Source organism: Actinorugispora endophytica (assembly GCF_004363075.1).
GTDB lineage: Bacteria > Actinomycetota > Actinomycetes > Streptosporangiales > Streptosporangiaceae > Actinorugispora > Actinorugispora endophytica.
In genome coordinates, this window is record NZ_SNYN01000019.1 from 39,222 (window position 1) to 65,114 (window position 25,893).

General features: G+C 72.1%; 23 protein-coding genes. 13 read left to right on the plus strand and 10 right to left on the minus strand.

Going from position 1 to position 25,893, the window contains the following annotated elements:
* Positions 1-230: 230 nt before the first annotated feature.
* The 3 genes from EV190_RS18075 (at position 231) to EV190_RS18085 (ending at position 4,375) form a co-directional block, all read left to right on the plus strand.
* Entirely contained in the window at positions 231-1,847 is a 1,617-nt protein-coding gene (locus EV190_RS18075) for an RNA polymerase sigma factor (RefSeq protein WP_243742657.1), read from the plus strand.
* A gap of 475 nt (positions 1,848-2,322) precedes the next feature.
* Positions 2,323-3,312 carry a hypothetical protein gene (locus EV190_RS18080; protein ID WP_133742774.1) on the plus strand — a complete coding sequence of 330 codons (990 nt, stop codon included), beginning with the start codon at positions 2,323-2,325 and terminating at the stop codon, positions 3,310-3,312.
* Positions 3,313-3,370: 58 nt separating this feature from the next.
* Positions 3,371-4,375 carry a hypothetical protein gene (locus EV190_RS18085; protein WP_243742652.1) on the plus strand — a complete coding sequence of 335 codons (1,005 nt, stop codon included), beginning with the start codon at positions 3,371-3,373 and terminating at the stop codon, positions 4,373-4,375.
* A gap of 27 nt (positions 4,376-4,402) precedes the next feature.
* Here the strand turns inward: EV190_RS18085 and EV190_RS18090 are convergent, their stop codons facing one another.
* Both EV190_RS18090 and yaaA read right to left on the minus strand, forming a co-directional pair.
* Positions 4,403-4,753, minus strand: coding sequence for a hypothetical protein (locus EV190_RS18090; protein ID WP_133742775.1), 351 nt, complete (start codon positions 4,751-4,753; stop codon positions 4,403-4,405).
* Between the two features lie 40 nt (positions 4,754-4,793).
* Positions 4,794-5,591: a peroxide stress protein YaaA gene (yaaA, locus tag EV190_RS18095; protein WP_133742776.1), complete on the minus strand. Its 798-nt coding sequence runs from the start codon at positions 5,589-5,591 to the stop codon at positions 4,794-4,796.
* A 191-nt stretch (positions 5,592-5,782) separates the two neighbouring features.
* On the opposite strand from yaaA, the gene EV190_RS18100 reads away from it, so the two are divergent.
* Positions 5,783-6,484, plus strand: coding sequence for a GNAT family N-acetyltransferase (locus tag EV190_RS18100; RefSeq protein WP_243742653.1), 702 nt, complete (start codon positions 5,783-5,785; stop codon positions 6,482-6,484).
* Between the two features lie 81 nt (positions 6,485-6,565).
* Here the strand turns inward: EV190_RS18100 and EV190_RS18105 are convergent, their stop codons facing one another.
* Positions 6,566-6,790, minus strand: coding sequence for a DUF7455 domain-containing protein (locus EV190_RS18105; protein WP_133742778.1), 225 nt, complete (start codon positions 6,788-6,790; stop codon positions 6,566-6,568).
* A 360-nt stretch (positions 6,791-7,150) separates the two neighbouring features.
* Here EV190_RS18105 and EV190_RS18110 point away from each other — a divergent pair, with 360 nt between their 5' ends.
* The gene (locus EV190_RS18110; protein WP_133742779.1) at positions 7,151-9,256 is read left to right on the plus strand and encodes a DNA gyrase/topoisomerase IV subunit B; all 2,106 of its coding nucleotides are present in this window, start codon (positions 7,151-7,153) and stop codon (positions 9,254-9,256) included.
* Between the two features lie 69 nt (positions 9,257-9,325).
* Here the strand turns inward: EV190_RS18110 and EV190_RS18115 are convergent, their stop codons facing one another.
* Positions 9,326-9,904, minus strand: coding sequence for a MarR family winged helix-turn-helix transcriptional regulator (locus tag EV190_RS18115; RefSeq protein ID WP_243742654.1), 579 nt, complete (start codon positions 9,902-9,904; stop codon positions 9,326-9,328).
* 86 nt (positions 9,905-9,990) lie between these two features.
* A complete protein-coding gene (fes, locus tag EV190_RS18120; RefSeq protein WP_133742780.1) occupies positions 9,991-11,346 on the minus strand; it encodes an enterochelin esterase in 1,356 nt (451 codons plus the stop codon).
* Between the two features lie 35 nt (positions 11,347-11,381).
* Between fes and fepB the strand changes: the two genes are divergently transcribed.
* On the plus strand, positions 11,382-12,374 hold the full coding sequence (gene fepB, locus EV190_RS18125) for a Fe2+-enterobactin ABC transporter substrate-binding protein (RefSeq protein ID WP_133742781.1): 993 nt from the start codon (positions 11,382-11,384) through the stop codon (positions 12,372-12,374).
* Positions 12,375-12,401: 27 nt separating this feature from the next.
* On the opposite strand, the gene EV190_RS18130 is transcribed toward fepB, so the two are convergent.
* The 4 genes from EV190_RS18130 to EV190_RS18145 all read right to left on the minus strand — a co-directional run bounded on the left by EV190_RS18130 (position 12,402) and on the right by EV190_RS18145 (position 17,108).
* Positions 12,402-13,520: a PLP-dependent cysteine synthase family protein gene (locus tag EV190_RS18130; protein WP_133742782.1), complete on the minus strand. Its 1,119-nt coding sequence runs from the start codon at positions 13,518-13,520 to the stop codon at positions 12,402-12,404.
* An 82-nt stretch (positions 13,521-13,602) separates the two neighbouring features.
* A complete protein-coding gene (locus EV190_RS18135; RefSeq protein WP_133742783.1) occupies positions 13,603-13,929 on the minus strand; it encodes a tetratricopeptide repeat protein in 327 nt (108 codons plus the stop codon).
* A gap of 88 nt (positions 13,930-14,017) precedes the next feature.
* Entirely contained in the window at positions 14,018-14,521 is a 504-nt protein-coding gene (locus EV190_RS18140) for a beta-class carbonic anhydrase (protein ID WP_208113225.1), read from the minus strand.
* A gap of 97 nt (positions 14,522-14,618) precedes the next feature.
* Complete coding sequence (locus EV190_RS18145; protein ID WP_133742784.1) at positions 14,619-17,108, minus strand: DNA gyrase/topoisomerase IV subunit A; 2,490 nt, start codon at positions 17,106-17,108, stop codon at positions 14,619-14,621.
* 579 nt (positions 17,109-17,687) lie between these two features.
* On the opposite strand from EV190_RS18145, the gene mbhE reads away from it, so the two are divergent.
* From mbhE to mnhG, 7 genes are read left to right on the plus strand one after another with little or no spacing between them, the layout of a single operon-like run.
* Positions 17,688-20,174: a hydrogen gas-evolving membrane-bound hydrogenase subunit E gene (gene mbhE / locus EV190_RS18150; protein WP_133742785.1), complete on the plus strand. Its 2,487-nt coding sequence runs from the start codon at positions 17,688-17,690 to the stop codon at positions 20,172-20,174.
* Complete coding sequence (locus tag EV190_RS18155; RefSeq protein WP_133742786.1) at positions 20,171-20,839, plus strand: MnhB domain-containing protein; 669 nt, start codon at positions 20,171-20,173, stop codon at positions 20,837-20,839. The genes mbhE and EV190_RS18155 overlap by 4 nt, the downstream gene beginning before the upstream one ends.
* Entirely contained in the window at positions 20,836-21,210 is a 375-nt protein-coding gene (locus EV190_RS18160) for an NADH-quinone oxidoreductase subunit K (protein ID WP_133742787.1), read from the plus strand. Before EV190_RS18155 ends, EV190_RS18160 begins: the two co-directional genes overlap by 4 nt.
* Positions 21,207-22,733 (plus strand): Na+/H+ antiporter subunit D, encoded by a 1,527-nt coding sequence (locus tag EV190_RS18165; protein WP_133742788.1) that lies wholly within the window; start codon positions 21,207-21,209, stop codon positions 22,731-22,733. Before EV190_RS18160 ends, EV190_RS18165 begins: the two co-directional genes overlap by 4 nt.
* Positions 22,730-23,356, plus strand: coding sequence for a Na+/H+ antiporter subunit E (locus EV190_RS18170; protein ID WP_133742789.1), 627 nt, complete (start codon positions 22,730-22,732; stop codon positions 23,354-23,356). Before EV190_RS18165 ends, EV190_RS18170 begins: the two co-directional genes overlap by 4 nt.
* The gene (locus EV190_RS18175) at positions 23,353-23,631 is read left to right on the plus strand and encodes a monovalent cation/H+ antiporter complex subunit F (RefSeq protein ID WP_133742790.1); all 279 of its coding nucleotides are present in this window, start codon (positions 23,353-23,355) and stop codon (positions 23,629-23,631) included. The genes EV190_RS18170 and EV190_RS18175 overlap by 4 nt, the downstream gene beginning before the upstream one ends.
* On the plus strand, positions 23,618-23,995 hold the full coding sequence (gene mnhG / locus EV190_RS18180; RefSeq protein ID WP_133742791.1) for a monovalent cation/H(+) antiporter subunit G: 378 nt from the start codon (positions 23,618-23,620) through the stop codon (positions 23,993-23,995). The genes EV190_RS18175 and mnhG overlap by 14 nt, the downstream gene beginning before the upstream one ends.
* A gap of 77 nt (positions 23,996-24,072) precedes the next feature.
* Here the strand turns inward: mnhG and EV190_RS23770 are convergent, their stop codons facing one another.
* Complete coding sequence (locus tag EV190_RS23770) at positions 24,073-25,782, minus strand: protein kinase domain-containing protein (RefSeq protein ID WP_208113226.1); 1,710 nt, start codon at positions 25,780-25,782, stop codon at positions 24,073-24,075.
* Positions 25,783-25,893: the final 111 nt, after the last annotated feature.

Below are 25,893 nucleotides of genomic sequence, written 5' to 3' on the forward strand. Positions count from 1 at the left end.
CAGATGTGCCGGAACGCTAGAGAAGGCACATACGCTCGACCAAGAAAACTCAGTGGTCCCCGCGCCCGCGGGGTGCTCTCGGGCTTGAGCCAGGAAAGCGAAGCACCTTCCTTCCCGACTCCTCGGGTCGTCGAGTCCAGCAATCTCGCCACACGTCCGTTCGAGAGGTGTTTGTGTCACCTGCCAGTTCGACCCGCTCTAAGCAGCCGGAGTCGCTGCAAGAGCCAGTCATCCAGCAGCTGATCGAGCGTGGGCGGTCCCAGGGGTACCTTGAGCCCGAGGACGTGCGCCGTGCCTTCGAAGAGGCCGACATTCCGATGTCGCAGGCTCAAGCCGTGCTCCGCAGCCTGACCAAGGAAGGCGTGACGCTCGTCGTCGGCGCGGCCGAGTCCGCACCGACCCGGCGCAAGTCCACGCGACGCAAGACGTCCACCGCTCCCCGGGCGGCGGCGCAGACCGGTACCACCCGCGCCAAGCGCGCGGCCGCGGCTCAGGAGCAGCCGGAGACCGTGACCGCCGTGGTCGACGCGGGAGAGGCTCCGGCCAAGTCGGCCGCGCCCAAGAAGCGGGTGGCCAAGGCCACCACCGCCAAGGCCGCGCCGGCAAAGCGGGCCACCGCGAAGAAGACCGCGGCCAAGGCCGCTCCGGCGCAGAAGGGCGCGTCCAAGGGGGCCGGGGACGAGGTCCCCATCGAGGCGGACGACGAGGTCGAGATCGGCCTCGAGGCGGCCGACGAGGAGTTCGAGGACGGCGGCGCCGACCTCGAGCTGGTCGAGGACACCGAGGAGAAGCCCGAGGTGGTCGTCGCCGGGCCGGTCGGCAAGACCGGCAAGGGCGGTACCCCCGAGAAGACGGGGTCGAGCTCCGAGGACGAGTCCTTCGTCCTGTACGACGACGACGACGACGCGCCCGCCGCCCAGGTCGTCGCGGCCGGGGCCACCGCGGACCCGGTCAAGGACTACCTCAAGCAGATCGGAAAGGTCCCCCTGCTCAACGCCGAGCAGGAGGTGGAGCTCGCCAAGCGCATCGAGGCGGGCCTCTTCGCCGAGGAGAAGCTCGCGGACGAGGGCGACGTCCTCTCCTTCGACGCGCGCGACGAGCTGGAGTGGATCGCCGAGGACGGCGGCCGGGCCAAGAAGCACCTGCTGGAGGCGAACCTGCGCCTGGTGGTGTCGCTGGCCAAGCGCTACACCGGCCGCGGAATGCTCTTCCTGGACCTGATCCAGGAGGGCAACCTGGGGCTGATCCGCGCGGTCGAGAAGTTCGACTACACCAAGGGATACAAGTTCTCCACGTACGCGACCTGGTGGATTCGCCAGGCCATCACGCGTGCGATGGCGGACCAGGCGCGCACCATCCGCATCCCGGTGCACATGGTCGAGGTGATCAACAAGCTCGCCCGCGTCCAGCGCCAGATGCTCCAGGACCTGGGGCGCGAGCCCACTCCGGAAGAGCTCGCCAAGGAGCTCGACATGACCCCGGAGAAGGTCGTGGAGGTGCAGAAGTACGGTCGCGAGCCGATTTCCCTGCACACCCCGCTGGGCGAGGACGGCGACAGCGAGTTCGGCGACCTCATCGAGGACTCCGAGGCGATCCAGCCGGGCGAGGCCGTCAGCTTCACCCTGCTGCAGGAGCAGCTGCACTCGGTGCTCGACACCCTGTCCGAGCGCGAGGCGGGCGTGGTCTCGATGCGCTTCGGCCTCACCGACGGCCAGCCCAAGACGCTGGACGAGATCGGCAAGGTCTACGGCGTGACCCGGGAGCGGATCCGGCAGATCGAGTCCAAGACGATGTCCAAGCTGCGGCATCCGTCACGCTCTCAGGTGCTCAGGGACTACCTGGACTAGGGGCTGGGCGCCGGAGACGGACGGCGTTGCCGGGCCGACCCCCCGTCTCGTCGAGAGGGGGTCGGCCCGTTCACGTCGGCTCCGGCGGTCGTGTGCCGCTCGCGCGGGTGTGGCGAAGCCCGTGCGTGGCGCCGTCGGAACTCTGTCTGATGATCCCCTTCACCGGACACCCCCGATGATGCCGTCGAGGGTGTATGACGGGGATAAAAATCGAGACCAGTTCGTGACCTGTGCGGCGTTCCCGGCCGGGAACGGCGGACGCCGGAGGTTTCCCCCTCCTGGGGCGTCCGCCATGCCGTGTTCCAGGGGTCTTGGGGGCCGGATCCGCGTGGGCCCTCCGCCGCTCCGCGGTGGGCCGTCCCGAGCGGGTCTCGGAGAGCCGAAAGCCCCCGGCGGCGCGGACCGCGGCGCCTCCCGGGCGCAAAACCCTCTACTCTCAGTTGCCATGGGGCTTTTCGGACGGCGTGGCCGCGCCGTGAACAAGAACGCCGTCCCCGACTACATCGTCGACCGGACCTGGCATGACATGGCGCTGGACGTGGGCGTCGAGGCGGTCGGCGAGGGCTACCTCGCCGCCGGGACGGCGCTGTTGGGCGAGACCCGCAAGGACCCGGAGCTGCGGGCCCAGCGGGTCGAGGCGCTGGGGCGGGCCGCGGTCGGGCGAAGCGACGCGATCGCCGCGCTGCTCACCGAGGAGACCGCCGACGCCGCGGCCGCCGACCTCCTGCTGTGGCTGGGCCGCACCGTCATCGAGGAGGCCTGGCGGATCCGGGGCGACGGCTGGGCCGACAGCGTCAGCCCGGACCGGTTCAAGCTCTTCCACGCGAACCTGCTCAACGCCCGCGACCCGCTGCTGGCCGCCGCCGAGCTCAAACCCGAGGACCCGGTGCCGTGGGAGGCGCTGCAGTGGATGGCGCTGGGGCTGGAGCTCGGCCGCGACGCCAAGGACTCCATCTGGCGGGAGATCGGCAAGCGCGTTCCGACGCTCTTCCCGGCCCACTGGGGGCGGCTGCAGATCCTGAGTGAGAAGTGGGGCGGCTCGCACGAGGAGATGTTCGCGTTCGCCCGCTCGTCGGTGGAGGCCGCGCCCCACGGGCATCCGCTGACGGCGATGCTGCCCCTGGCGCACGCCGAGTATCTGCTGTGCGAGCGCCAGCCCCTGCTGGAGCGGCGGTTCTCCCGCGCGTACGTGAGGTTCTCCGTCGCCCACTACGACTCCGGGACCGTCCGGGAGCTCCAGGCGGCCTCGGACAAGTGGGAGAACGGGATGCTCCCGCACCCCCGCGACCTGGAGGCGCACCACCTGTTCGGCGCGATCCTGGCCGACTGCGGCGACGACGAGCGCGCCCGCCGCCACCTGGCCGGGGTGGGCGACCGGGTGCACGGCGTCCCGTGGGAGTACATGGGCGGCGGCAGCGCGGGACAGGAGTTCCACGGGACGCTGGAGCGGCTGCGGCTGGCCTGATCGGGCGGGACGCGGGGCCGTTCTGCCCGAACGGTTCGGTCGGTACGCTTCTGTGTCCATGGGGCAGAACGGGCGCGGTGGCGCCGGAGAGACGCGGGATCCCGACGTCGAGAGCATCGTCGTCGGCCGCTGCTGGAACGATCCGGCGCTGGACGCCGGGGTCGACGCGGTCCGGGAGGGACACCTCACCGCCGGGCTGACCCTGCTCGGGGAGTCGCGCGCCGACCCCGAGCTGCGGGCGCTGTACGTGGGTGCCCTGGGCGACGCGGCGGTCGGCCGCAGCGGCCGGATCCACGCCCTGCTCACGCGGGACACCGCGAAGGAGGACGCCGCCGACATCCTGCTCTGGCTGGGGCGCACCCTCATCGACGAGGCGTGGAAGATCCGCGGCGACGGACTGGCCAGGACGGTCGGCCAGGACCGGTTCAAGATGTTCTTCGCGATACTGGCCAGGGCCCGCGACCCGCTTCTGGCCGCGGCCGAGATCGCCCCCGACGACCCGGTGCCGTGGGAGTGCCTGCAGTGGTTCGCCCTCGGCCTGCAGTTGGACCGCGAGGAGAAGGACCGCATCTGGCAGCACGTCGTCGAGCGCTGCCCAACTCTGTACCCCGCGCACTGGGGGCGGGTCCAGGTGCTCGCGGCCAAATGGGGCGGCTCGCACGAGGAGATGCTGGAGTTCGCGCGCGGTTCGGTGGACCTGGCGCCCCCGGGGCACCCGCTGACCTCGATGATCGCCCTCGCTCACTACGAGAGGGCCGCAGGGGTGATCGGAGACCTGGTGGACCGCAAGCGGTTCTTCTCCGCGGTCAGGGCCCCCGCCAGGTACTACGAGGGAGAGGTCGCCGCGGAGCTGCGGACCGCCGCCCACAAGTGGTGCGCCGCGCCCGTCGCGCACCCCCGCGACCTGGAGGCGAACCACCTGTTCGGCTGGGCCTTCAACAACACCTCGGACAAGAACCGGGCCCGCTGGCACCTGTACCAGGTGGGGAACCGGACGCACCCACTGACGTGGGACGATCCGAAGGCCTTCCTGAACGTCCTGCGTGGCCTCGGCCTGGCCTGAGCGGGGCCGCGCCCGCCCCGCGGGGGGTCATCCCCCCGTGACCGCGAGCACGACGGCCGTCGCCGCCGCCCCGAGCGCGCCCGTGAGGAGGCCGCTCCCCAGCGCCTTGTCGGTCCGCTGGCCCCTGGCGAACACCAGGCGGAGGCCGACGCCGACCAGGCCGAGGAACAGGACGTGGAACATGATGTGGCCCTCGCCGATCCCGAGGGCCGACATCAGCGTCATGACCAGCATGGCGCCCAGTCCGCCGAGGTAGTGCAGCACCACCGTGCCGGTCGCGGTCCGGACGGGAGCGCGCGGGGTCAGCGCGGGCGGGGCGTTGGTGTAGGGATTGGGCGGAGGCGGGATGTTCGGGTTGTAGGGCGCGACGGGGGGCATCGGTCACCACCTCGGGCGAGTAGGGGGACGGGGATCCGGCTCATCCGGGTACGACGACGTCCAGCGTGTACGGTCGGCCCCCGCGGGTCGGAGGGGTGAGTTCGACGGTGCGGCCCAGGCCGGTCAGGGCCTCGGCCAGTTCCCCGGGGGTCGCCGGGGACAGCCCGGCGGCCAGCAGGGAGTGCGCGATCGCCCCCCGGGTGGCCTTGGCCATGTGGCTCACCACGGACCGCCGGACCACGCCGTCCACAACGGTCTCGCTCAACACCCGCACCGTGGCGGTGCGCGCGGCGGTCGCGGCGTCGGGGCGGAAGGCCGCGGCATAGGCGGCCGAGCGGCAGTCCACCACCAGCCGGCCGGCGGCGCGCTTGGTCAGCGCGTCGGTCAGGCGCGCGCGCCAGAACGCGCCCAGGGCGCCCAGCGGCGGCAGCTTGACTCCCATGGAAAGCCGGTACGGAGGGACGGCGTCGGTGGGCTCCAGGACACCCCACAGGCCGGAGAAGACGAGTACGGACTCGGCTGTCAGCGCGGCGGAGCCGCCGGCCAGCAGCTCGGGCAGCCGGAGCGCGTCGTAGAGCACCCCGGTGTACAGCTCGGCCGCGGGCAGGGCCGGCGCGGTCCGCAGCCGCCGGTTCCGCTCGACGGCCGTGGCCTGGCCGGGGGTGAGGCCCAGAACCGCGCGGGCCTCCTCCGGCGGCCGCGCGCAGACCTCCTCCAGCGCCGCCAGGACGGCCTTTCGCGCGGGGTTGGCCTCGGCCAGCCCCAGCGCCGCCAGGTCCAACGGGGGGCCGCCGCCGGAGGCGGCCTTGCCCTCGGAGGGCGGCAGGAGGATGAGCATGAGGGGACCTTACGGTGCGACCGTCTCGGAGTCACGATCGTAGTGGAACGGCGCGGGTCTTCCCCGCGGTCCGCTCGAGTGCCTGGTCGTCGATGTCGATCAGTACGTTGGTCGACGGAAGCGGCTTTCCGCGCGGTACCCGCGAGGCGGCCGGGGAACGGCTTGTCCGAGGGAAACAGGGGGCTCGTGGCGTGACCGACGGTGGTGGCGGGTGGGCGCGGGCGGTGGCGCGGGACTGGCCCGCGCTGGAGGTGGCCGAGCGGTCCGGGTGGCGGCTGGGGTACAGCCACGGGGTGACCAAGAGGGCGAACTCGGCGGTCGCGCTGGCGCCCGACGCGGACCCGGACGAGCCCGGGCGGTTCTACCGGGAGCGGGGCCTGAGCGCCGTCGTCCAGGTGTGGCCGGGTGACGAAGGACTCGACGGGCGGCTCGCCGAGCGGGGCTACCGGGTGGTGGAGCCGAGCCTGGTCCTGGCCCGGGACCTCCCGGGGCGGCCTGGAAGCGGGACGGGCGCGGTCGTGGTGGGGAAGGGGCCGGAGTACGGCCCCGGCGGGGACGGGACGCGTGAGACCGATGTCACCGCGCGGATCATGGCCCGGGCGGGGATGGCGCACGCCGTGCGCGAGGACGGCTCCGCGCGCGGCTGCGCGGCGCTGACGGGGGACCTGATGGGCGTCTACGGCATGGCCACACGCCCCGACGCGCGCAGGCGCGGGTACGCCTCGCAGATCCTCGCGGCCCTGCTCGGATGGGGTCACGCCAACGGCGCCCGGCGCGCCTACCTGCTCGTCGTGGCGGCCAACGCGGGGGCGCGGGCGCTGTACGAGGGAGCGGGCTTCGCGGAGGCGGGGCGGTACCACTACCGGGTCCTGGACACCGCTGGTCCGCGGTGACCCCGGGGCCGTGCCCGGCCCTGAACACATCGACGGCGGCCCCTGGGGTGGGGCCGCCGTCGGACGTCTTCCTGGAGAGGGCTAACGCTCGCTCGTGTCCGCCTTCTCCGCGTGGAGCCGGTCGGTCTCGTCGTGGATCTCCACGGCGATCTTGCGAACGGAATCGCCGTGCTGGCGCATGTGGTGAGCGCAGAACAGCAGCTCGCCACCGGAGCTGAGAGCCACTCGGACGTACGCCTGGGCGCCGCAACGGTCACAACGGTCAGCAGCCGTCAGCGGCCTGGTGGGGGCAAGAGTTCCAGTCACTTCGCCTTCCTCAATACTCGGCGTTAGTCACTCAGGACAACATCTAACCGGACGAAGAGCTTCCCGACCAGCTCTTCTGTACGCCGACAGCGGAATCGGCCTGGTTTGTGACCTACCTCTCTGCTCTGTTCGGTTGTCTGACCCGGGTTCTACCCTGCGACACGTCCCGTTATCCCAGCGGTCCGGAATGCGGCCCGGGGCAACTGCGGATACCCTGCAAACCGAACTACTGTGCTATCGCACCCCAAACCGAGCGCGCGTCACCGCTTCCGGCCCACGCGCTCGACCATGACCGCCCAGCCCGCCCGTGCCCCCGCACGGCCGTGTGCGCTCGAAACCCCAGATCGCAGGAGAGTCCACGTGACCGCCCTCACAGCCGCCGTCCACGACCCCGAGGACTATTCAGCTCGGCACCTTTCGGTCCTGGAAGGCCTCGAGGCGGTCCGCAAGCGGCCGGGTATGTACATCGGGTCCACCGACAGCCGAGGCCTCACCCACTGCATGTGGGAGATCATCGACAACTCCGTCGACGAGGCCCTTGGTGGCTACTGCACCCGCATCGACGTGGTCCTGCACGCGGACGGGTCGGTGGAGGTCCGCGACAACGGGCGCGGCATCCCGGTGGACATCGAGCCCAAGTCCGGGCTGAGCGGTGTCGAGCTGGTCATGACCAAGCTGCACGCCGGAGGCAAGTTCGGCTCGGGCTCCTACACCGCCTCGGGCGGCCTGCACGGCGTGGGCGCCTCCGTGGTGAACGCCCTCTCGGCCCGCCTGGACGTCGAGGTGGACCGGCAGGGGCACACCCACGCGCTCAGCTTCCGGCGCGGCATCCCCGGCTCCTTCGACGGCGCGGGCCCCGACGCCGGGTTCTCCCCCGGCACGGGCCTGGAGCAGACCCGGAGGGTGGCCAAGAAGGTGACCGGGACCAGGGTCCGCTTCTGGGCGGACCGGCAGATCTTCCTCAAGGAAGCCGACATCACCCGCGAGGCGCTGCTGGACCGCGCGCGCCAGACCACCTTCCTCATCCCGGGCCTGACGATCTCGGTGCGCGACGAGCGCGTCGAGGGCGGGGAGGTCTACGAGGAGGAGTTCCGCTTCGACGGCGGCATCGGCGAGTTCTGCACCTACCTCGCCCCCGACCAGGGGTTGAGCGAGGTGCTGCGGATCGAGGGCAGCGGCCAGTTCACCGAGACCGTCCCGGTCCTGGACGACCAGGGCCACATGACCCCCACCAACGTGGAACGGCGCCTCGAGGTGGACGTCGCGCTGCGCTGGGGAACCGGTTACGACACCACCGTGCGCTCCTTCGTGAACGTGATCGCCACCCCCAAGGGCGGCACGCACATGGCGGGCTTCGAGCGGGCGCTGGTCCGCGTCGTCAACGACCAGCTGCGCACCACCAAGCTGCTCAGGGCCAGCGACGACCCGGTGGTCAAGGAGGACGTCCTCGAGGGCCTCACCGCGGTGGTCACGGTACGCCTGCCCGAGCCGCAGTTCGAGGGCCAGACCAAGGAGATCCTCGGCACCTCCGCGGCCAGCCGGATCGTCTCCCAGGTCGTGGGCAAGGAGCTGCGCACCTTCCTGACCACGACCAAGAGGGCCGAGAAGCAGCAGGCCCGCACGATCCTGGAGAAGATCGCCAACGCGGCGAAGGCCCGCCTGGCGGCGCGCCAGCAGCGCGAGACCCAGCGCCGCAAGAACGCCCTGGAGAGCTCGGCGCTGCCCGCCAAGCTGGTGGACTGCCGCAGCGAGGGCCTGGAGCGCAGCGAGCTGTTCATCGTCGAGGGGGACTCGGCGCTGGGCACCGCCAAGCTCGCCCGGGACTCGGAGTTCCAGGCGCTGCTGCCCATCCGCGGCAAGATCCTCAACGTGCAGAAGTCCTCGGTGGCGGACATGCTCAAGAACGCCGAGTGCGCAGCGATCCTGCAGGTCATCGGCGCCGGGTCGGGCCGGACCTTCGACCTGGACGCCGCCCGCTACGGCAGGGTCATCCTGATGGCCGACGCCGACGTGGACGGCGCGCACATCCGCTGCCTGCTGCTGACGCTGTTCTACCGCTACATGCGCCCCATGCTGGAGGCCGGCCGCGTCTTCGCCGCGGTGCCGCCGCTGCACCGCATCGAGCTGACCAACGTGCGCAAGAAGCGCGGCGCCAAGCCCGAGGACCGCTACGTGTACACGTACTCCGACGCCGAGCTGCACCGCAAGCTGCTCGAACTGGAGAAGAAGGGCGTCAGCTGGAAGGAGCCCGTCCAGCGCTACAAGGGCCTGGGCGAGATGGACGCCGACCAGCTGGCCGAGACCACCATGGACCCGCGCCACCGCACGCTGCGCCGTATCCGCGTCGAGCACGCCGAGGAGGCCGCCTCGGTGTTCGACCTGCTGATGGGCAACGAGGTGGCGCCGCGCCGCGCGTTCATCGCGCGGGGCGCCCAGGAACTGGACCTGGCGCGGATCGACGCCTGAGCCGGATCCGCCCCGGCGGTCCCGCGGTTCCGCCCCCTCCGGGGGCGGTGGGCCGCGGGGCCGCCGTTCTCAGTGCTCCCGGTCGTCCGCTTCCAGCTTGTCCAGGAGGCGGACGAGGACGGTGAGCTCCTCGGGGCTCAGGCGGAGGTCCAGCGGGGACCGCTCCGCGAGCCCCGCCCCGATGGCCGAGACGGCTCGCTCGCCGGCCTCGGTCAGGCGGGTCAGGCGGACGCGCCTGTCGCTGCGCGAGGGTGTCCTGCGGACCAGGCCGCTCTCCTCCAGCTCACCGGTCAGGACCGAGATCCGCGACGGGTCGCAGGCCAGCTGCCGGGCGAGCTCGCCCTGCGAGGGCCGGTCCCTCAGGGCTCTCAGCAGCCGCGCCTGGAGGGGGGTGAGCGACTGCTGCGCGGCGAGGTCGGCCAGGAGCGCGGTGAGCCGCTGCGCGACGCGCAGCAGGGCCTCCCCCGCGACCCGTCCCAGCTGCGGAGGGGGAGGGGTGTCGTTCGTCATCAGGTCGTCGGGCGCGGAGTCCCCGTCCGTCAGGACGGGGAGGAGGACGCCCGCCTCCTTCCCTGGATCGGCTTGCGAATCGGCGACGCTCAGGGCCGGGGGCACCCGCCGCCGCACCTCTGTCGATGATCGTGACATCAGTGTTCCGAAAACCTCGATTTCGGAACGCCGGCGTCACGGCCGGCGCCAGAGCCTCTGTGAGGACCGCGAACCGGAGTCCGCGATCACGGCCGGGCCTGAAGGCCGCGGGGCCGGTCGCGGGTGAGGGAGAGCAGCGCCCCGGGCAGCCCGGCCCGCCAGCACGCCCGGTCGTGTCCGCCGTTGAACTCGACGTAGTCCAGGTCGACGCCGCGCCGCAGCAGGACGTCGCGGATCCTGCGGCTGGGCTCCAGGAGCGTCCACTCGTGCAGGCCGACGCTCAGGTGGACGCGCGAGGGAAGGGCGCCGGAGTCGGCCAGCAGACCGGCCAGCCGCTCGGTCTCTCCGCCGGCGCCCACGGGGTTGGGCCACCAGAACGACCCCGACTGGGCGAGGACGCGGCCGAAGCGTCCCGGCGCGCGGTGCGCCGCGTACAGCGCGGTGAGGCCGCCCAGGCTCTGCCCCGCGATGACGGTGCGGTCGGGGTCGCCGGTGATCGCGTACTCCCCGCCGAGCCAGGGCAGCAGCTCGTCGGTGAGGAAGGCGGTGAAGGAGTCGTCGCAGGCGAGTTCGCGCGTCCGGGTGGCGAAGTCCAGGGCCGGGACCATCACGCACAGCGTCGGCGGGAGCGCGCCGGCCGCGGTCATCCGGTCCAGCAGGGGAGCCACCGGCAGGGCGTGCCAGTCGTCGCCGTCGAGCAGGACCAGCACGGGCCAGGGGGCGCCGCCGGCGGGGCGCTCCGCGGGTTCGTGGACCCAGACGGGGCGGGTGTTGCCGAGCACCGCGCTGGTGAGGGGGTACTCGCGCACGGTTCCGGCGGGGGTCCCGGGCCGGGGGGCCAGCCAGGGCTGGGGCGGGGCGTCGGGGAGCGAGGCCACCGACCACCGCTCGTCCAGGCGTTCCCGGCCCATCGGGTCGGGGCGGGCGTGGCGCAGCGCGTCGAACCAGCGGGCGACCGCGTCGCGGTCGGCGGGGGCGGCCGCCGCCAGCGCCCGGGAGCGCCGCACCTCGACCATCACGTCGGGGGCCGCCGTGGGGGGAGACCCGTCGGCGGGCAGCGGGGCCACGGCGTAGGAGGCGCGCCAGTCCGAGCCCATCCGGTAGCTCATGTGCCACACGTCGGTGCCGGGGAGGCGCTCCATGCGGTTCTGCTCGTAGGAGTGCGGGTCGGCGATCTTGTTGGCGACGAGGATCACATCGGCGAGTTCGTCGCCGCCCCGCCACAGGAAGGTGACCACGCGCAGAGCGGGGTCGCCGCAGTCCTCGACGAGGGGGAGGCCCTGCTCGCCGATCTCCTTCCAGAAGGTGTCGAGGCTGGTCAGGCCAGTTTTGAGGGAGTGGCGCAGCCGTTCCACGGCGGGGCTCGCCACCCGGGGAGGGCGTTCGGGGCGGGGGACCTGGGGCGGGACGGTCATGAGGTTCCGGTTCACGTTGGACGACATTGACATAAGGCTAGGCATGCCTAAATATATTTGCAATGAAGCAAGTAATTTCCTTCCGTGCGGGACGAGCCGCCCTGCTCACCGGAATCGCGTCGACCCTGCTGCTGTCCGGTTGCGCGACCGGGCAGGACGTCGAGGCCGCGTCCGACGGGGACGACGGCACGCGCACGGTCACCCACGTCTACGGTGAGACCGACATCCCCACCGACCCCCAGCGGGTCGTGTCCGTCAGCGTCACCGCCACCGCCCCCCTGCTCAGCCTGGACGCGCCCGTCGTGGCGTCGTTCACGACCGGCCGGTCCGAGCTCACCGACGACAAGGGCTTCTTCGGCCAATGGGCCGGGACGGCCGACGAGCGCGGTGTGGAGGCCCTTCCCGGACCCGAGATCAACGTCGAGGCCGTGGCCAACGCCGCCCCGGACGTCATCGTGGGCAGCGGCTTCGGCGCCGCGGCCGTGGACGAGGCCGTCTACGCGCAGCTCTCCGAGATCGCCCCCACCGTCGTCTACGACAGCTCCGACAGCGCGTGGCAGGACGTCACCGAGGAGATGGGCGCGGCCCTGGGACGGGAGGACCGCGCCGCCGAGATCCTCCAGGAGTACGACGCGCTGACCGAGGAGACGGCGAAGAAGCTGGACGCCGACCACGACGTGGTGATCCTGACGCTCGCGGGGGAGAACTTCAACGTCTTCTCCCCGGTGTCGGCGCAGGGCAGGTTCGCGGACGACCTCGGCCTCACCACGCACGAGATGGACGGGTCGGTGGCCAGGGCCCAGGAGGGGCGCTCCGACATCGCGCAGGTCTCCCTGGAGGACGCCGAGGAGTTCGGCGACAGCACGCTGCTCTTCGTCAACACCAGGGGCGAGGAGGCCGCCGACTACCTCGACGAGGTGCCGGTGCTGTCCTCCCTGCCCGCGGGCGAGGAGGACCGGATCTTCACGCTGGGTCCGGAGTCGTTCCGGATCGACTACTACAGCGCGCCCATCGTGGCCGACCGGCTGGTGGAGCTCCTGGGCAGCGGTTCCTGAGCCCTTCCGGCCCCCCGCCCCGCCGCGTCACGGGGGCGGGGGGACCCAGTCCCCCGTGGCCAGGAAGCGCTCCAGGGTCGCGGTGTAGGGCTCCAGGTCCATGCCCTGGGCCCGCACCCAGGCGTCGTTGTAGTAGCTGTGCCGGTAGCGCTCGCCGCCGTCGCAGATGAGGGTGACGACGCTGCCCTCGCGCCCCTCCTCCAGCATTCTGGCGATGAGCTGCCACACCCCCCACAGGTTGGTCCCGGTGGAGCCGCCCGCGCACCGGCCGGTCGTGTCGTTGAGGTGGCGCATGGCCGCGATGCCGGCGGCGTCGGGGACCGGGATCATCAGGTCGATCACCGACGGCACGAAGCTGGGCTCCATGCGGGGGCGGCCGATGCCCTCGATGCGCGAGGGCATCCCGGTCGCGTAGTCGGACGCGCCGGTGACCCAGCCGGGGAAGAAGGCGGAGTTCTCGGGGTCGACCACGGCCAGGCGCGTGGGATGGCGGCGGTAGCGCAGGTAGCGGCCGATGGTCGCCGACGTGCCGCCGGTGCCCGCGCTCATCACGATCCACTCGGGGACCGGGTGGCGCTCCAGGCTCAGCTGCTCGAAGACCGACTCGGCGATGTTGTTGTTGCCGCGCCAGTCGGTGGCCCGTTCGGCGTAGGTGAACTGGTCCATGTAGTGGCCGCCGGTCTCCGCGGCCAGCCGCTCGGCCTCGGTGTACATCTCGGCCGGGACGTCGACGAAGTGGCAGCGCCCGCCGTACCGCTCGATCAGCGCGACCTTCTCGGGGCTGGTCCCGCGCGGCACCACGGTGATGAAGTCGACCCCGATCAACCGGGCGAAGTACGCCTCGGACACCGCGGTGGACCCCGAACTGGCCTCGACCACCGTGGTGTGCTCGGTGACCCACCCGTTGGCCAGGGCGTACAGGAACAGGGACCGCGCCAACCGGTGCTTGAGGCTGCCGGTGGGGTGCACCGACTCGTCCTTCAGGTAGAGGTCGACGCCCCACTCCTCGGGGAGCGGGAACACGTGCAGGTGCGTGTCGGCGCTGCGGTTGGCGTCCGCGGCCACTCTGCGGATGGCCTCGTCCACCCACGATCGCGTGGTGGAGCAGGAGCGGTCGACCCAGTCGGGCTCTCGGGGCGGCGTCATGGCCAGCAGCGTATACGCGGCGGGCCGCGCCCCTCGGAACAGGGGCGCGGCCCGCGTGCGCCGGCGCGAAGGGCGCCGGCGGTCAGTCCAGCGAACCGCCCGACATGACTCCGTGCATCCTGCGGTGCGGAGCGGCCTCGGAATCGCGGTTCTGCCGCTCCAGCGAACGGGCGAGCGCGATGTGCGCCCACGCGTCGCAGGGGTCGAGTTCGATGAGCCGGCGGAAGACCTGCTCGGCCTTGGCGAGCTGGGCCGAGTGGTAGTAGGACCGCCCCAGCAGTTCGAGGACGGTCCGGTTCCGGGGCTCCGCCTCGGACAGGGGTGCCAGCAGCCGGGCCGCGCCGATCGGGTCGCCCAGGTCGAAGAAGCGTCTGCCGCGCGCGTAGGTGTCGTAGATGGTCTCCGCCATTCGCGCTCCCTTCGTCAGGGATCACAACAGTGGTACGGACCAGGGCATTCCCCCCCCCCGGGGGGAACGCCCGGCACACCTCGCGGGGTCACTCCTCGACGAGGCTGATCCTTCCCGTGTCCACGTCGTAGACCGCTCCGATCACCGGCAGGTCCGCGGGCAGCAGCGGGTGGTGCCGGATCCGCTCCAGGTCGTGCCGGAGCGCGCCGACCTGGTCGTTGTTGGTGTGGAACTCCAGGCTGCGGGTGTCCACGCCGTACTCCTCGGCGATGATTTCGTGCACCTCGTTGTCGCTGGACACCGACGCCATCCTGCACTTGGTGTGCGGAAGCACCATGACCCGGTCCACGCCGAGCAGGTACACCGCCAGCACCAGGGTGCGCAGGGTGTCGTCGGTGACGCGGGCGCCCGCGTTGCGCAGGATCTTGGCGTCGCCGGGCTTGAGGCCCAGCATGTCCAGGGGCTCGATGCGCGAGTCCATGCAGGTGACCACCGCGAGGCCGCGTGCGGCGATCGGAGCCAGTCCGGCGAGGCGGAACTCACGGACGTAGTCCTCGTTCGCGGCGAGGAGATCATCGAAGGCGGTGCTCACAGGGTCCCTCCAAAGACGGTGAAGCGTTCTCGGACACGGCGAGGCCGTGCGGTCCCGACGGTGCGACCGCACGGCCTGCCCGGGCTTTCTCCCGGAATCATCCCCCCGAGAGCGAAGCGGCTACCGCACCAGTATCCGACTGTCCGGTTCCGACCGAGACGACGGGGCGGAGCAGGACCTCGCCCGAGCCGTCCCGGCGCGGTTCGGGGTCGGGCAGCCGGACGGGCCCGCCGTCGGCGCGGAACGCCCGCGCGGGGGCCCGGCCGATCCAGCCGAACAGCAGCACGTCCTCGCCCTTGAGGAAGCGCTGGCAGCGGACCCCGCCGGTGGCGCGGCCCTTCGCGGGGAACGCCGAGAGGGGGGTCGTCTTGGCCGTTCCGGCCTGGGTCCCGGGCAGCGCGGTGCTGCTGCCCGCGATCGTCACGACCATCGAGTCGTCGGGGGAGGTGGCGGCGCCGAACCAGAGCGCGTGCGCGCCGTCGGTCAGGCGCACCCCGGTCACGCCCCCGGCGGGGCGGCCCTGGGGGCGTACCGAGGAGGCGGGGAAGCGCAGCAGCTGCGCGTCGGAGGTGATGAAGACCAGGTCCTCCTCGCCGGTGACGAGCTGGGTGGCGCCGACGAGGCGGTCGCCGTCCTTGAGGTTGATCACCTCGAAGTCGTCCTTGTTCTGCGGGTAGTCCCCGCCGACCCGCTTGACGACGCCCTGGCGGGTGCCCACGACCAGGCCCGGGCCGTCGCTGCCGAGCGAGGCCAGCGCGACCACCCGCTCGTCGCCGTCGAGTTCGACGAACTCGGCGACCGGCAGCCCCGAGGCCATCGCCGGGGCGTCGCCCGCCGCGGCGGGGAGTTCGGGCAGCTCCAGCACCGGCACCTTGATCAGCCGGCCCAGGTCGGTGACCAGCGCGATGTCGCCGCGCACGGTGGCCCGCACGTTGTCGGCCATGGCGTCGTGCCTGGTGCGCAGGCCCTCGAACATCGGGGGCAGCTTCGCCCCGGGGGTGCGGCCCAGCAGTCCGCTGGTGCTCAGCAGCACGTGGCAGGGGTCGTCGCCGACCTCCAGGGGGACCGCCGCGCTGCGGGTGAGGCCGGAGCTCTCCCTGAGCACGGTGCGGCGCGGGGTGGCGAACTCCTTGGCCACCGCGGCCAGCTCCTTGGAGACGAGCCTGCGCAGCCGCGTGTCGGACTCCAGGATCGCGGTGAGCTCGGCGACCTCGGAGTCCAGCTTGTCGCGCTCGGTCTCCAGTTCGAGCTTGTCGTACTTGGTGAGGCGGCGCAGCGGAGTGTCGAGGATGTAGCGCGCCTGGGTGTCCGACAGCTCGTAGGCGGCCATGAGCCGCTGGCGGGCGTCGGCGGTGTCCTCGGAGTCGCGGATGAGCGCGATGACCTCGTCGATGCTGACCAGCGCGACGAGCAGGCCCGCCACCAGGTGCAGGCGCTCCTCGCGCTTGGCGCGGCGGTGCTCGCAGCGGCGGCGCACCACGTCGAGGCGGTGCCTGACGTACACCGACAGCAGCTCGCGCAGCCCCAGGGTCTGCGGCTGGCCGTCCACCAGCGCGACGTTGTTGATGCCGAAGGTCTCCTCCATCGGCGTGAGCCGGTAGAGGTCCTCCAGCACGGCCTCGGGGTTGAAGCCGTTCTTGAGCTCGATCACCAGCCGCAGGCCCTGGTTGCGGTCGGTGAGGTCCTTCAGGTCGGAGATGCCCTGGATCTTCTTGGCCTGGACCAGTTCCTTGATCCGGCTGACGACCTTCTCCGGGCCGACGTTGTAGGGCAGTTCGGTGACGATGAGGCCGGTGCGCCGCGGCGTGATCTTCTCGATGGCCACGGTGGCGCGGGTGCGGAAGGTGCCGCGGCCCTTGGTGTAGGCGTCCCGGATGCCGTCGAGGCCGTTGATGGTGCCGCCGGTGGGCAGGTCGGGGCCCGGGACGAACTCCATGAGCTCTTCGAGGGTGGCCTCGGGGTGTGCGATCAGGTGCCGCGCGGCCCCGATGACCTCGCCGAGGTTGTGCGGGGCCATGTTGGTGGCCATGCCCACCGCGATCCCGGACGCGCCGTTGACCAGCAGGTTCGGGAAGGCGGCCGGGAGCACCTCGGGCTCGGTCTCCTGGCCGTCGTAGTTCGGCCGGAAGTCCACCACGTTCTCGTCGATGGAGGCCACCAGCAGTTCGGCCGCGCGGTCGAGGCGCGCCTCGGTGTACCGCATGGCCGCGGGGGCGTCGTCCCCGCCGAGGGAGCCGAAGTTGCCGTGCCCGTCCACCAGCCGTACGCGCATCGAGAAGGGCTGGCTCAGGCGGACGAGCGCGTCGTAGATCGCGCTGTCGCCGTGCGGGTGCAGCTTTCCCATCACCTCGCCGACCACGCGGGCGCACTTGACGTGGGCGCGGTCGGGGCGCAGCCCCATCTCGTTCATCTGGTAGAGGATGCGCCGCTGGACGGGCTTCATGCCGTCGCGGGCGTCGGGAAGGGCGCGCTGGTAGATGACCGAGTAGGCGTACTCCAGGAAGCTGCCGCGCATTTCCTCGGAGACGTCGATGTCGATGATCTTCTCAGCGGGTTCCTCAGTGGGCGGAGACGTCGTAGGGGCCATGGTCGTAATTGTGGACCGAGTGTGGGACAGGCGCGAACCGGGAAGAGGACAAGGGCGTGTTTTCCGCCCGGTGGTCTCCACGGCCGCGCGGCCCGTTCCGGGCCTCCACGGGGCGGGGTTTCGGCCGGACCGCGCCGTCCCGGTGCGTGCGGGAGGCGGACGTGGGCGGTCCCATGCCCGTCCGGACGCTGGTCCGGGCGGGGACGGGAGGCGGAGTCCCGACGCCGGGTGAGCGGGACGCGCGGTTCCGGGGCCGGAACAGGGCGGGGAGTGAGACGGCTCCGCCCCGTCCGGAACGTCCGGTGAGATCGAACACCGCGATTTCTGTCGGAACGTGTGAACCGCGACGCCGGAGGCGTCCTTCTCTTTCTCTTACCAGTGAGAACACGGAGAGTAACGATATTTGAGGGAGGGAAGTGAAGCGGGGAATGCTACACCCGGTTTCCGTTACGTCAAAGCGGATGCTTGTAGTGCCGGTAACCTTTGGGTGTCCCGTTCGTCCAGACACGCTTCACCCCGCCCAGATTTCCGCCCGGTGGTGAGAAGGCGCGCCTCCGGTCCGACCGTCCATGGACACTCATGCTGCTGCCCTTTCTCATCGCGATCCACGCGCTCACCGCAGTGGCGGTGCCGCCGCTGGTGCGGGTCATGGGCTCCCGCGCTTTCCTGGTGGCGAGCCTGCCCCTGGCGCTGACGGCGGCCTGGGTCCTGGCCCGGACGCCCGGCATCGTCGGAGGCCGTCCGGTCACGGCCTCGGTTCCGTGGGTCCCGTCCCTGGGCATCACCTTCGACTTCCGCGTGGACGCGCTCTCCGCGACGATGGTGCTGCTCGTCTGCGGGGTGGGCGCCGTCGTCTTCTGCTACAGCGCCGCCTACTTCCACGCGGGCGAGCGCGCCCTGGGGCGGCTCGCCGGCGTCCTCGTGCTGTTCGCCGGGTCCATGCTGGGCGTGGTCACCACCGACAACCTCTTCGCGCTGTACGTGTTCTGGGAGCTGACCTCGGTCTCCTCCTTCCTGCTGGTCGCCCATTCGGACCAGCGCGAGAGCGCCCGCCGGGCGGCCACCCAGGCGCTGGTCACCACGGCCGGGTTCGGCCTGCTCATGCTGGTCGGCTTCCTGCTGCTGGGCTCCCTCGGCGGTACCTACCGGATCTCCGAGCTGGTCGCCGACCCGCCCCTGGACAGCCCCTGGCTCCCGGTCGCCCTGGTGCTGGTCCTGGCCGGGGCGTTCGCCAAGTCCGCGCAGGCCCCGCTGCACTACTGGCTGCCCGGCGCGATGGTGGCGCCCACCCCGGTCAGCGCCTACCTGCACGCGGCGGCCATGGTCAAGGGGGGCGTCTACCTCGTCGCGCGTCTGGCGCCCGGTTTCGCCGACGCCGACCCCTGGCGCGCCCTGGTGCTCGTCTTCGGCCTGGCCACCATGGTCCTCGGCGGCTGGCGGGCACTGCGCCAGGACGACCTCAAGCTCCTGCTGGCCTACGGCACGGTCAGCCAGCTGGGCCTGCTCACCCTGCTGGCGGGCGCGGGCACGCACACCGCGGCGGTGGCCGTGATCGGCATGCTGCTGGCGCACGGGCTGTTCAAGGCCACCCTGTTCCTCACCGTCGGGATCATCGACCACCAGGCCGGGACCCGCAGCATCAGCAGGCTCACCGGGCTGGGCAGACGCGTGCCGGTGCTGGCCGCCGCCGCGGGGCTCGCCGCCGCCTCGATGGCGGGGCTGCCCCCGCTGCTGGGCTTCGCGGGCAAGGAGGCGGCGCTGGAGGCCTTCGTCCCGGGGCGCGACGCGGCGCTGTCCGCCCCGGCCTCGGCCGCCGTGCTCACCGGCCTGGTCCTGGGGTCGGTCCTGACCTTCGCCTACAGCGCCCGGTTCCTCTGGGGCGCGTTCGCCGACAAGGACACCGTCTCGGAGGTCCGCTTCCCGAAGCCGTCCCGCGCCTTCACCGCCGCTCCCGTCGTTCTCGCGGCGGCGGGCCTGGTCCTGGGCGCGCTCCCCTTCGCGCTCGACCCCCTCGCCCAGGCCCACGCCGCGCCGTTCGACGCCGCGGGGCACCCGTACCACCTGGCCCTGTGGCACGGCCTCACCCCCGCACTGGGGCTGTCGGCCCTGGTGGCCGCCGCGGGCGCGGTGCTGTTCTGGCGGCGCAGGGCCATGACCCGGCTGCAGAACGCGATGCCGAACTGGTACGAGGCGGAGGCGGGCTACGACGCGGTCCTCGAAGGCGTCAGGTGGACGGCCTTCCACGTCACCGGCCGCGCCCAGAGCGGTTCGCTGCCGGTCTACCTCGGCATCATCCTGGCCACCATGCTGGCGCTGCCGGGCACGCGGCTGCTGGCCGCGCTGATCGGCGGGGACGTCCCGGTGCCCGGCGCGGGCGACGGCCTGCGGCTGTGGGACAACCCGCTGGAGGTGGTCGTGGTGCTGATCGTCGTGGTCACCGCGGTCGCCACGGTCCGCGAACGCCGCCGCTTCCCCTCGCTCATCCTGATCAGCGCGCTGGGCTTCGGCATCGCCGGGATGTTCGTGCTGCACGGCGCGCCCGACCTGGCGCTGACCCTGGTCCTGGTCGAGACGCTCACCACGATCATCCTGGTGTTCGTGCTGCGGCGGCTGCCCGGCGCCTTCAAGACCCGCCCCGACGGCTGGCCCAAGCGCCTGACGGTCCTGATGTGCGCGGCCGCCGGGTCCTTCATCGCCGTCTCGCTGTGGCTGATGGCCCACGCCCGCACCGACCCGCCCGTCTCCCAGGGGTACGCGCTCCGCGCGGAGGAGGCGGGCGGCCAGAACCTGGTCAACATCATCATCGCCGACTTCCGGGCGCTGGACACCTTCGGGGAGGTCGTGGTGCTGGCCACCGCCGCGGTCGCGGTCGCCTCGCTGGTGCTGCTCAACCGGCGGGACCGCGTCGCACGAGAACCCGGGGACCGGGCGGGGGAGGAGGCCGAGCAGGAGGCGGCCGCGGGCGGCGCGCCCGAACCGCTCGACCAGGTGGGCGAGATGGCCGCCCCGGTCCCGGACGGCCCCGGGGACGCGGGCCGCGGCACAGAGAGGGAGGACCGATCATGATCACCGACCCCCAGGGGCCCGGACGCCCCCTCGTCGCGGGCCCGGGAGCGCGGGACGGCACCGGCGGCCCGCCCGAGGGCTGGGAGGCGCCGCGCGAGCGGTGGCTCAGCACCGTGGTCCGACCGGCCTTCGGGCCGAGGTCGGTGCTGCTGGAGGTCGTCACCCGGCTGCTGATCCCCGCGATCCTGCTGCTGTCGGTCTTCCTGCTGGTCTCCGGGCACAACCGTCCCGGCGGCGGGTTCGCCGGAGGACTGGTGGCCAGCATGGCGTACGTGCTGCGGTACGTCGCGGGCGGGCGGCACGAGCTCCTGGCAGGCCTGCCCATGCGCCCCAACGGGCTTCTCGCGATCGGGATGATGATGGGCTGCGCGGCGGCCGGGCTTCCGCTGCTGTTCGGCCGCCCGGTGTTCGAAACCGCGAAGTGGGAGCTCACGCTGCCGGTGTTCGGCGAGGTCAAGGTACTCAGCGCGCTGTTCTTCGAAGCGGGCGTCTTCCTGATCGTGGTGGGCCTGGTGCTGTCCGTGGTCGCCGCGCTCGGAGCCCGGATGGAGGCCGAGGAGGAGGAGGCCCGCACCGAGAGGGAGCAGCGGGCCGTGTGGCTGGGGCGCCGCGCCGCGCGGGCGCGGCAGGCGCCGCCCGGACCGGCGGAGGGAGGCCCGCGATGAGCACTCCCAGCTTCCTGCTCGTCGTCACCGTGGCGGTGCTCTACTCCAGCGGCTTCTACCTGCTCCTGCAGCGCTCGCTCATGCGCGTGGTGTTCGGCATCCTGATCCTGGGCCACGCCGCCAACCTCTCCCTGCTGCTCACCGACGTGGCCATCACCCTGCCGCCGCTGCTGGGCGGCCGGGAGGGGGAGATGTCCGACCCCCTCCCGCACGCGATGGCGCTGACCGCCATCGTCATCACCTTCGGTGTCACGACGTTCCTGCTCGCCCTCGCCTACCGGGTCTGGCTGGGCGACGAGAACGACGAAGTGCCCGACGACCTCGAGGACCGCCGCATCAGCAGCCTGACCGAGCCGGAGGACTCCTCGTGAACGCCCTCCTCGCCGTCCCCTTCGTCGTCCCGCTGCTGGGGGCGGCGATCACGCTGCTGCTGCGCCGCACCCCCCGCTCCCAGCGGATCGCCGGCGCCGTGACGCTGTCCGTGGTCGTGGCCGACGCCGCCGTCCTGCTGTGGCGGACCCACGACGGGACGATCCTGACGAGTCAGGCCGGGGACTGGCCCGCCCCGTTGGGCATCACCCTGGTGGCCGACCCCATGGCCTCGCTGCTCGTGCTGGTCTCCTCGGCGGTCCTGCTGGTCGTGCTGCTGTACGCGATCGGCCAGGACATCGGCGGCCTGAGCCGCGCCACCCCCCAGGTGTTCCACCCCATCTACCTGGTGCTGACCGCGGGCGTGAGCCTGAGCTTCATCGCCGGGGACCTGTTCAACCTGTTCGTGGGCTTCGAGATCATGCTCACCGCCAGCTACGCGCTGATCACCCAGGCCCCCACCCGGGCCCGGGTGCGGGCCAGCATGATCTACACGGTGGTCAGCCTGACCTCCTCGATCCTCTTCCTCACGGGCATCGCCCTGGTGTACGCGCTGACCGGGACCGTGAACATGGCCGACATCGCCGAGAAGCTCGGCGCGGCCCCGCCCGAGCTGCGCATGGTGCTGGCGCTGCTGTTCTTCGTGGTGTTCGGGATCAAGGCCGCGGTCGTGCCCATGCACTTCTGGCTGCCCGACAGCTACCCGGTGGCGCTCACCCGGATCTCCGCGATCTTCGCCGCGCTCCTGACCAAGGTCGCGGTCTACGCCATCATCCGGACCCAGACCCTGCTGTTCCTGCGCGACGACATCTCCACCGTCCTGATGGTGGTCGCCATCGCCACGATGGTGGTCGGCATCCTGGGCGCGCTCGCGCAGTCCGACATCAACCGGATCATGTCGTTCGCGCTGGTCAGCCATATCGGGTTCATGATCTTCGGACTCGCCCTGGGAACCGCGGCGGGACTGGCCGGGGTGGTGGTCTACCTCGTGCACCACATCGTGGTGCAGGCGACGCTGTTCCTGGTCAACGGGCTCATCAGGCAGTACGTCGGACACACCTCGCTGGCGGCGATCCGCGGCCTGACCGCGGTGTCCCCGGCGCTGGCGCTGTTCTTCTTCCTGCCGGCGCTCAGCCTGGCGGGCCTGCCGCCCATGTCGGGCTTCATCGCCAAGGTCGCGCTGTTCCAGGCCGCGGTGGCCGTGGGCGGCCCGCTCGCCTGGACGGGGCTCGCGGCGGGCGTGCTGACCAGCCTGCTCACGCTCATCGCGATCTTCCGGATCTGGACCCGGGCCTTCTGGGGAACACCGCGTCAGGACATGCTGGAGGCCCGCGCGCGGCTGCGCTCCGGCTCCAACCGGGGTGGACTGCGGATCATGACCGCGATGACCGGGGTGATGGTCGCGGTCGGGGTGGCGGTGGCCGTGGCGTCGGGGCCGCTGACCGCGGTCGGCTTCACCGCCGCCGAGGACCTGCTGGACGGGCGCGCCTACGTCACCGCGGTCCTCGGGGAGGGGGCGCGATGACCGTGGACCACGGGTCGAGCGCCAGCACGGTCCCCACCGGGCGGCCGTGGTACCGCAGGCTGGGGGGCCGACTGCCCACGGTGCTCTGGCTGACCGTGATGTGGGTGGTCCTGTGGGGCGACCCCAGCCCGGGGACGGCCGTCGCCGGGTTCGCCGTGGCCTCGGTGTGCTACTCGGCGGCCAGGCTGCCGCACATCCCGGTCCGGTTGGGCTTCCGACCGCAGCACGCGCTGCGCCTGGTGCTGCACGTGGGCTACGACATGCTCCTCTCCAGCGTCCGGGTGGCGTTCCACGGGTTGTGGCGCCCGAAGCGCACGCGCGGCGCCATCGTGGCGATCCCCGTGCGCACCGACTCGGACTTCCTGCTCGCGATGTTCAGCGGCCTGGTCTCGCTGGTGACGGGGACCCTGGTCATCGAGCTCAACCGCAACCAGGGGGTGCTCTACGTGCACGGGCTCCCCGTCAACGGTCCGGACGGTCCCGAGGAGCTGCGCGCGCAGGTGCGCAGGACAGAGGAGCTGCTGGTCCTGGCCTTCGGCACGGCCGAGGACCTGGAGGTGTTCCGGCTGCGCGCCGGGGAGGAGCCCGCGGGGGCCGCGGGGGAACGGGGGGAGAACGGGTGACGGTCCTGGACTACGTCTACGTCTCGACCTTCACCATGCTGGGGCTGGGCGTGCTGTTCACGCTCTACCGGCTGGTGCGGGGGCCGTCGGTGCTGGACCGCGTCGTCTGCCTGAACGCGATCTCGGTGCTGGTGGTCAGCGCCATCGCGGTGGAGGTCGCGGTCCGCGGCGACACCGCCTACGTCGGGCTGATGGTGACGGTCGCGCTGCTGGGGTTCGTCGGCACGCTGACGGCCGCGCGCTTCGCGGAGAGGCGGGCCCATGACCGCGGTTGACTGGGTCACGGCCGTGCTGCTGACGCTGGGCGCCCTGTTCACGCTGATCGGCACGATCGGCCTGGTGCGCTTCCCGACCCTGTTGGGGCGGATGCACGCGGCGACCAAGCCCGACACCGTCGGGCTGTTCCTGCTGCTGTTCGGGGCGGCGTTCCAGCTGCCGGACCTGCGTTCGGCCGCGCCGCTGGCGCTGGTGGCGCTCTTCCAGATGGTGACCGCGCCCGTGCTGGCCCAGACGGTGGGCCGGGTCGCCTACAGCCGGGGAGAGACCGACGAGGAGCACCTGGTGGTGGACGAGCTGGCGGAGGCCGTGGAGCGGGCGCGGAAGGACGCCCCCGACGACGTGGACGCGCGGGACCGGTGACCGGAGCTCCGGTTCCCGGTATCCGCGGTGCCCGTTCCTCTCGCCGGCCCCGCCGCCGGGGAACCTGCGGGGGCTGATCAGCTCCGGAACGGGATTCTCAGGACGGCGGGGTCGCCGTCGGGGCCGCCGGTTCGGATTCGGGAGTCCTGGTTGCCCAGGGCGCTCCACAGTTCGAGGCGGACGGTTCCGTTGTCGAGGTCGCCGAGTTGTCCGGTGCTGGACCTGGTTCCCTGGGCTTGGGTGTAGGTCTCCCAGCCGGGCAGGTCGTTGGTGGCGAAGTAGTTGTAGGTCTCGATCCGGTCGAAGGTTCCGTCGCCTTGCAGGTCGTAGGAGACGCGGGCCTGGACGGCGTTGCCCACGGAGGAGCCGGAGTCGACGGGCAGGGTGAAGCGGGTGGTCTGTCCGGTGTCGTGGGTCGCGGTGACGTCGTCGATCTCGAAGACGGCCGGGTCGGCGGGGGTGCCGTCGTGGTTGGCGCCGCCCGCCGAGGGGACGTCCACGTCAGCGGCGGCGCCCGGGGTGCCCGACAGCGTTCCGTCGCCGAGGAGGAAGCCGGTGGCGGCCTCGTACCGGTTCGATGGCGAAGTGCCCGGCTCCTCCTCCTCGCCCTCTTCCTCCTCGCCCTCGTTGCCGGACTCGTCGTTCTCCGTCTCGGATGGGGAGGAGGGCTCGACCGACTCCTGGGGCGGGGCCGCCGACTCGCTGGGGGACTTCTCGGGGGCGGCTCCGGCGGACAGGCCGGCATCGTGCAGGGCGGCTTCGGTCGAGGGCCGGGCCAGGAACGCGGCGGCCGTCGCCGTCACGAGGAGTACCGCTCCGAGCAGGCCGGCGAACGTCCTGAGTCTCTTGCGGGTCCGCTTCCTCCCGGGGGGCGGAACAGGCGGCGAGCCGGCGCTGCCCGGGGACGGGGAGGCCTCCGTCACGGGGACGGTGTGGTCGGCGTCCCCGGATCGGGGGACGGCCGCGACAGCCCGCCCGAGGCTCTCGGCGGCCCAGTCCGCACTGGGGCGGCCCGCCGGGTCCTTGTCGAGCAGCTCCTCCAGGAGCGGCCGCAGCGGGCCGGCCCGGACCGGTGAGGGGACGGCGTCCTCCACGACCGCGGTGAGCGTCTCGATCGGGGTGGCGCGCCGGAACGGCGGGGAGCCGTGCACCGCCGCGTACAGGGTGGCGCCCAGCGACCACAGGTCGGCGGCCGGTTCGGACGTCCCGCCCCGGATCTGCTCGGGCGCGAGGTAGTCGGGCGAGCCGTAGAAGTCCCCGGTGCTGGTGAGGCGGCTGCCGTCGTCCAGGAAGGCGATGCCGAAGTCGGTCAGGACCGTGCGGTCGCCCTCGGCCACGAGAACGTTGGCCGGTTTGACGTCGCGGTGCACGATGCCGCGTCTGTGCGCCGCCGCGAGAGCCTCGGCGACCTGCAGGCCGATCTTCGCGGCGCGCTCGGGGGCGAGGGGCCCCTGCTCCTTGGTGATCTCGTCGAGGGACTTGCCCTGGATCAGCTCCATCACGATCCAGGGAAGGCCGTCCTGCTCGATCACGTCGTACACGGTGATGATGGAGGAGTGGCTGAGCCGGGCGGCGCTGCGGGCCTCGCGCAGCATCCGCGCCCGCATGACCTCGACCTCCTGAGCGGGCAGGTGCTCGCTGACGGCGAGCTCCTTGACGGCCACCGGCCGGTCCAGGAGCTCGTCGGTGCCTTCCCACACCCGCCCCATCCCTCCCTGGCCGATGAGCCGGGAGAACCGGTAGCGTCCGGCGAGCAGGAAGTCGGGGCCCGGGGTTTCAACGCTCAAGTGGGGATCCCTCGGTCCGGAGACGGGCGCGGCCACACCGACAGCGCCACCCTCGGAATTCTAAAAGACCGCCGGGACACCGGAATCCCCGGTAGGGCGGGGTCTCCGGTG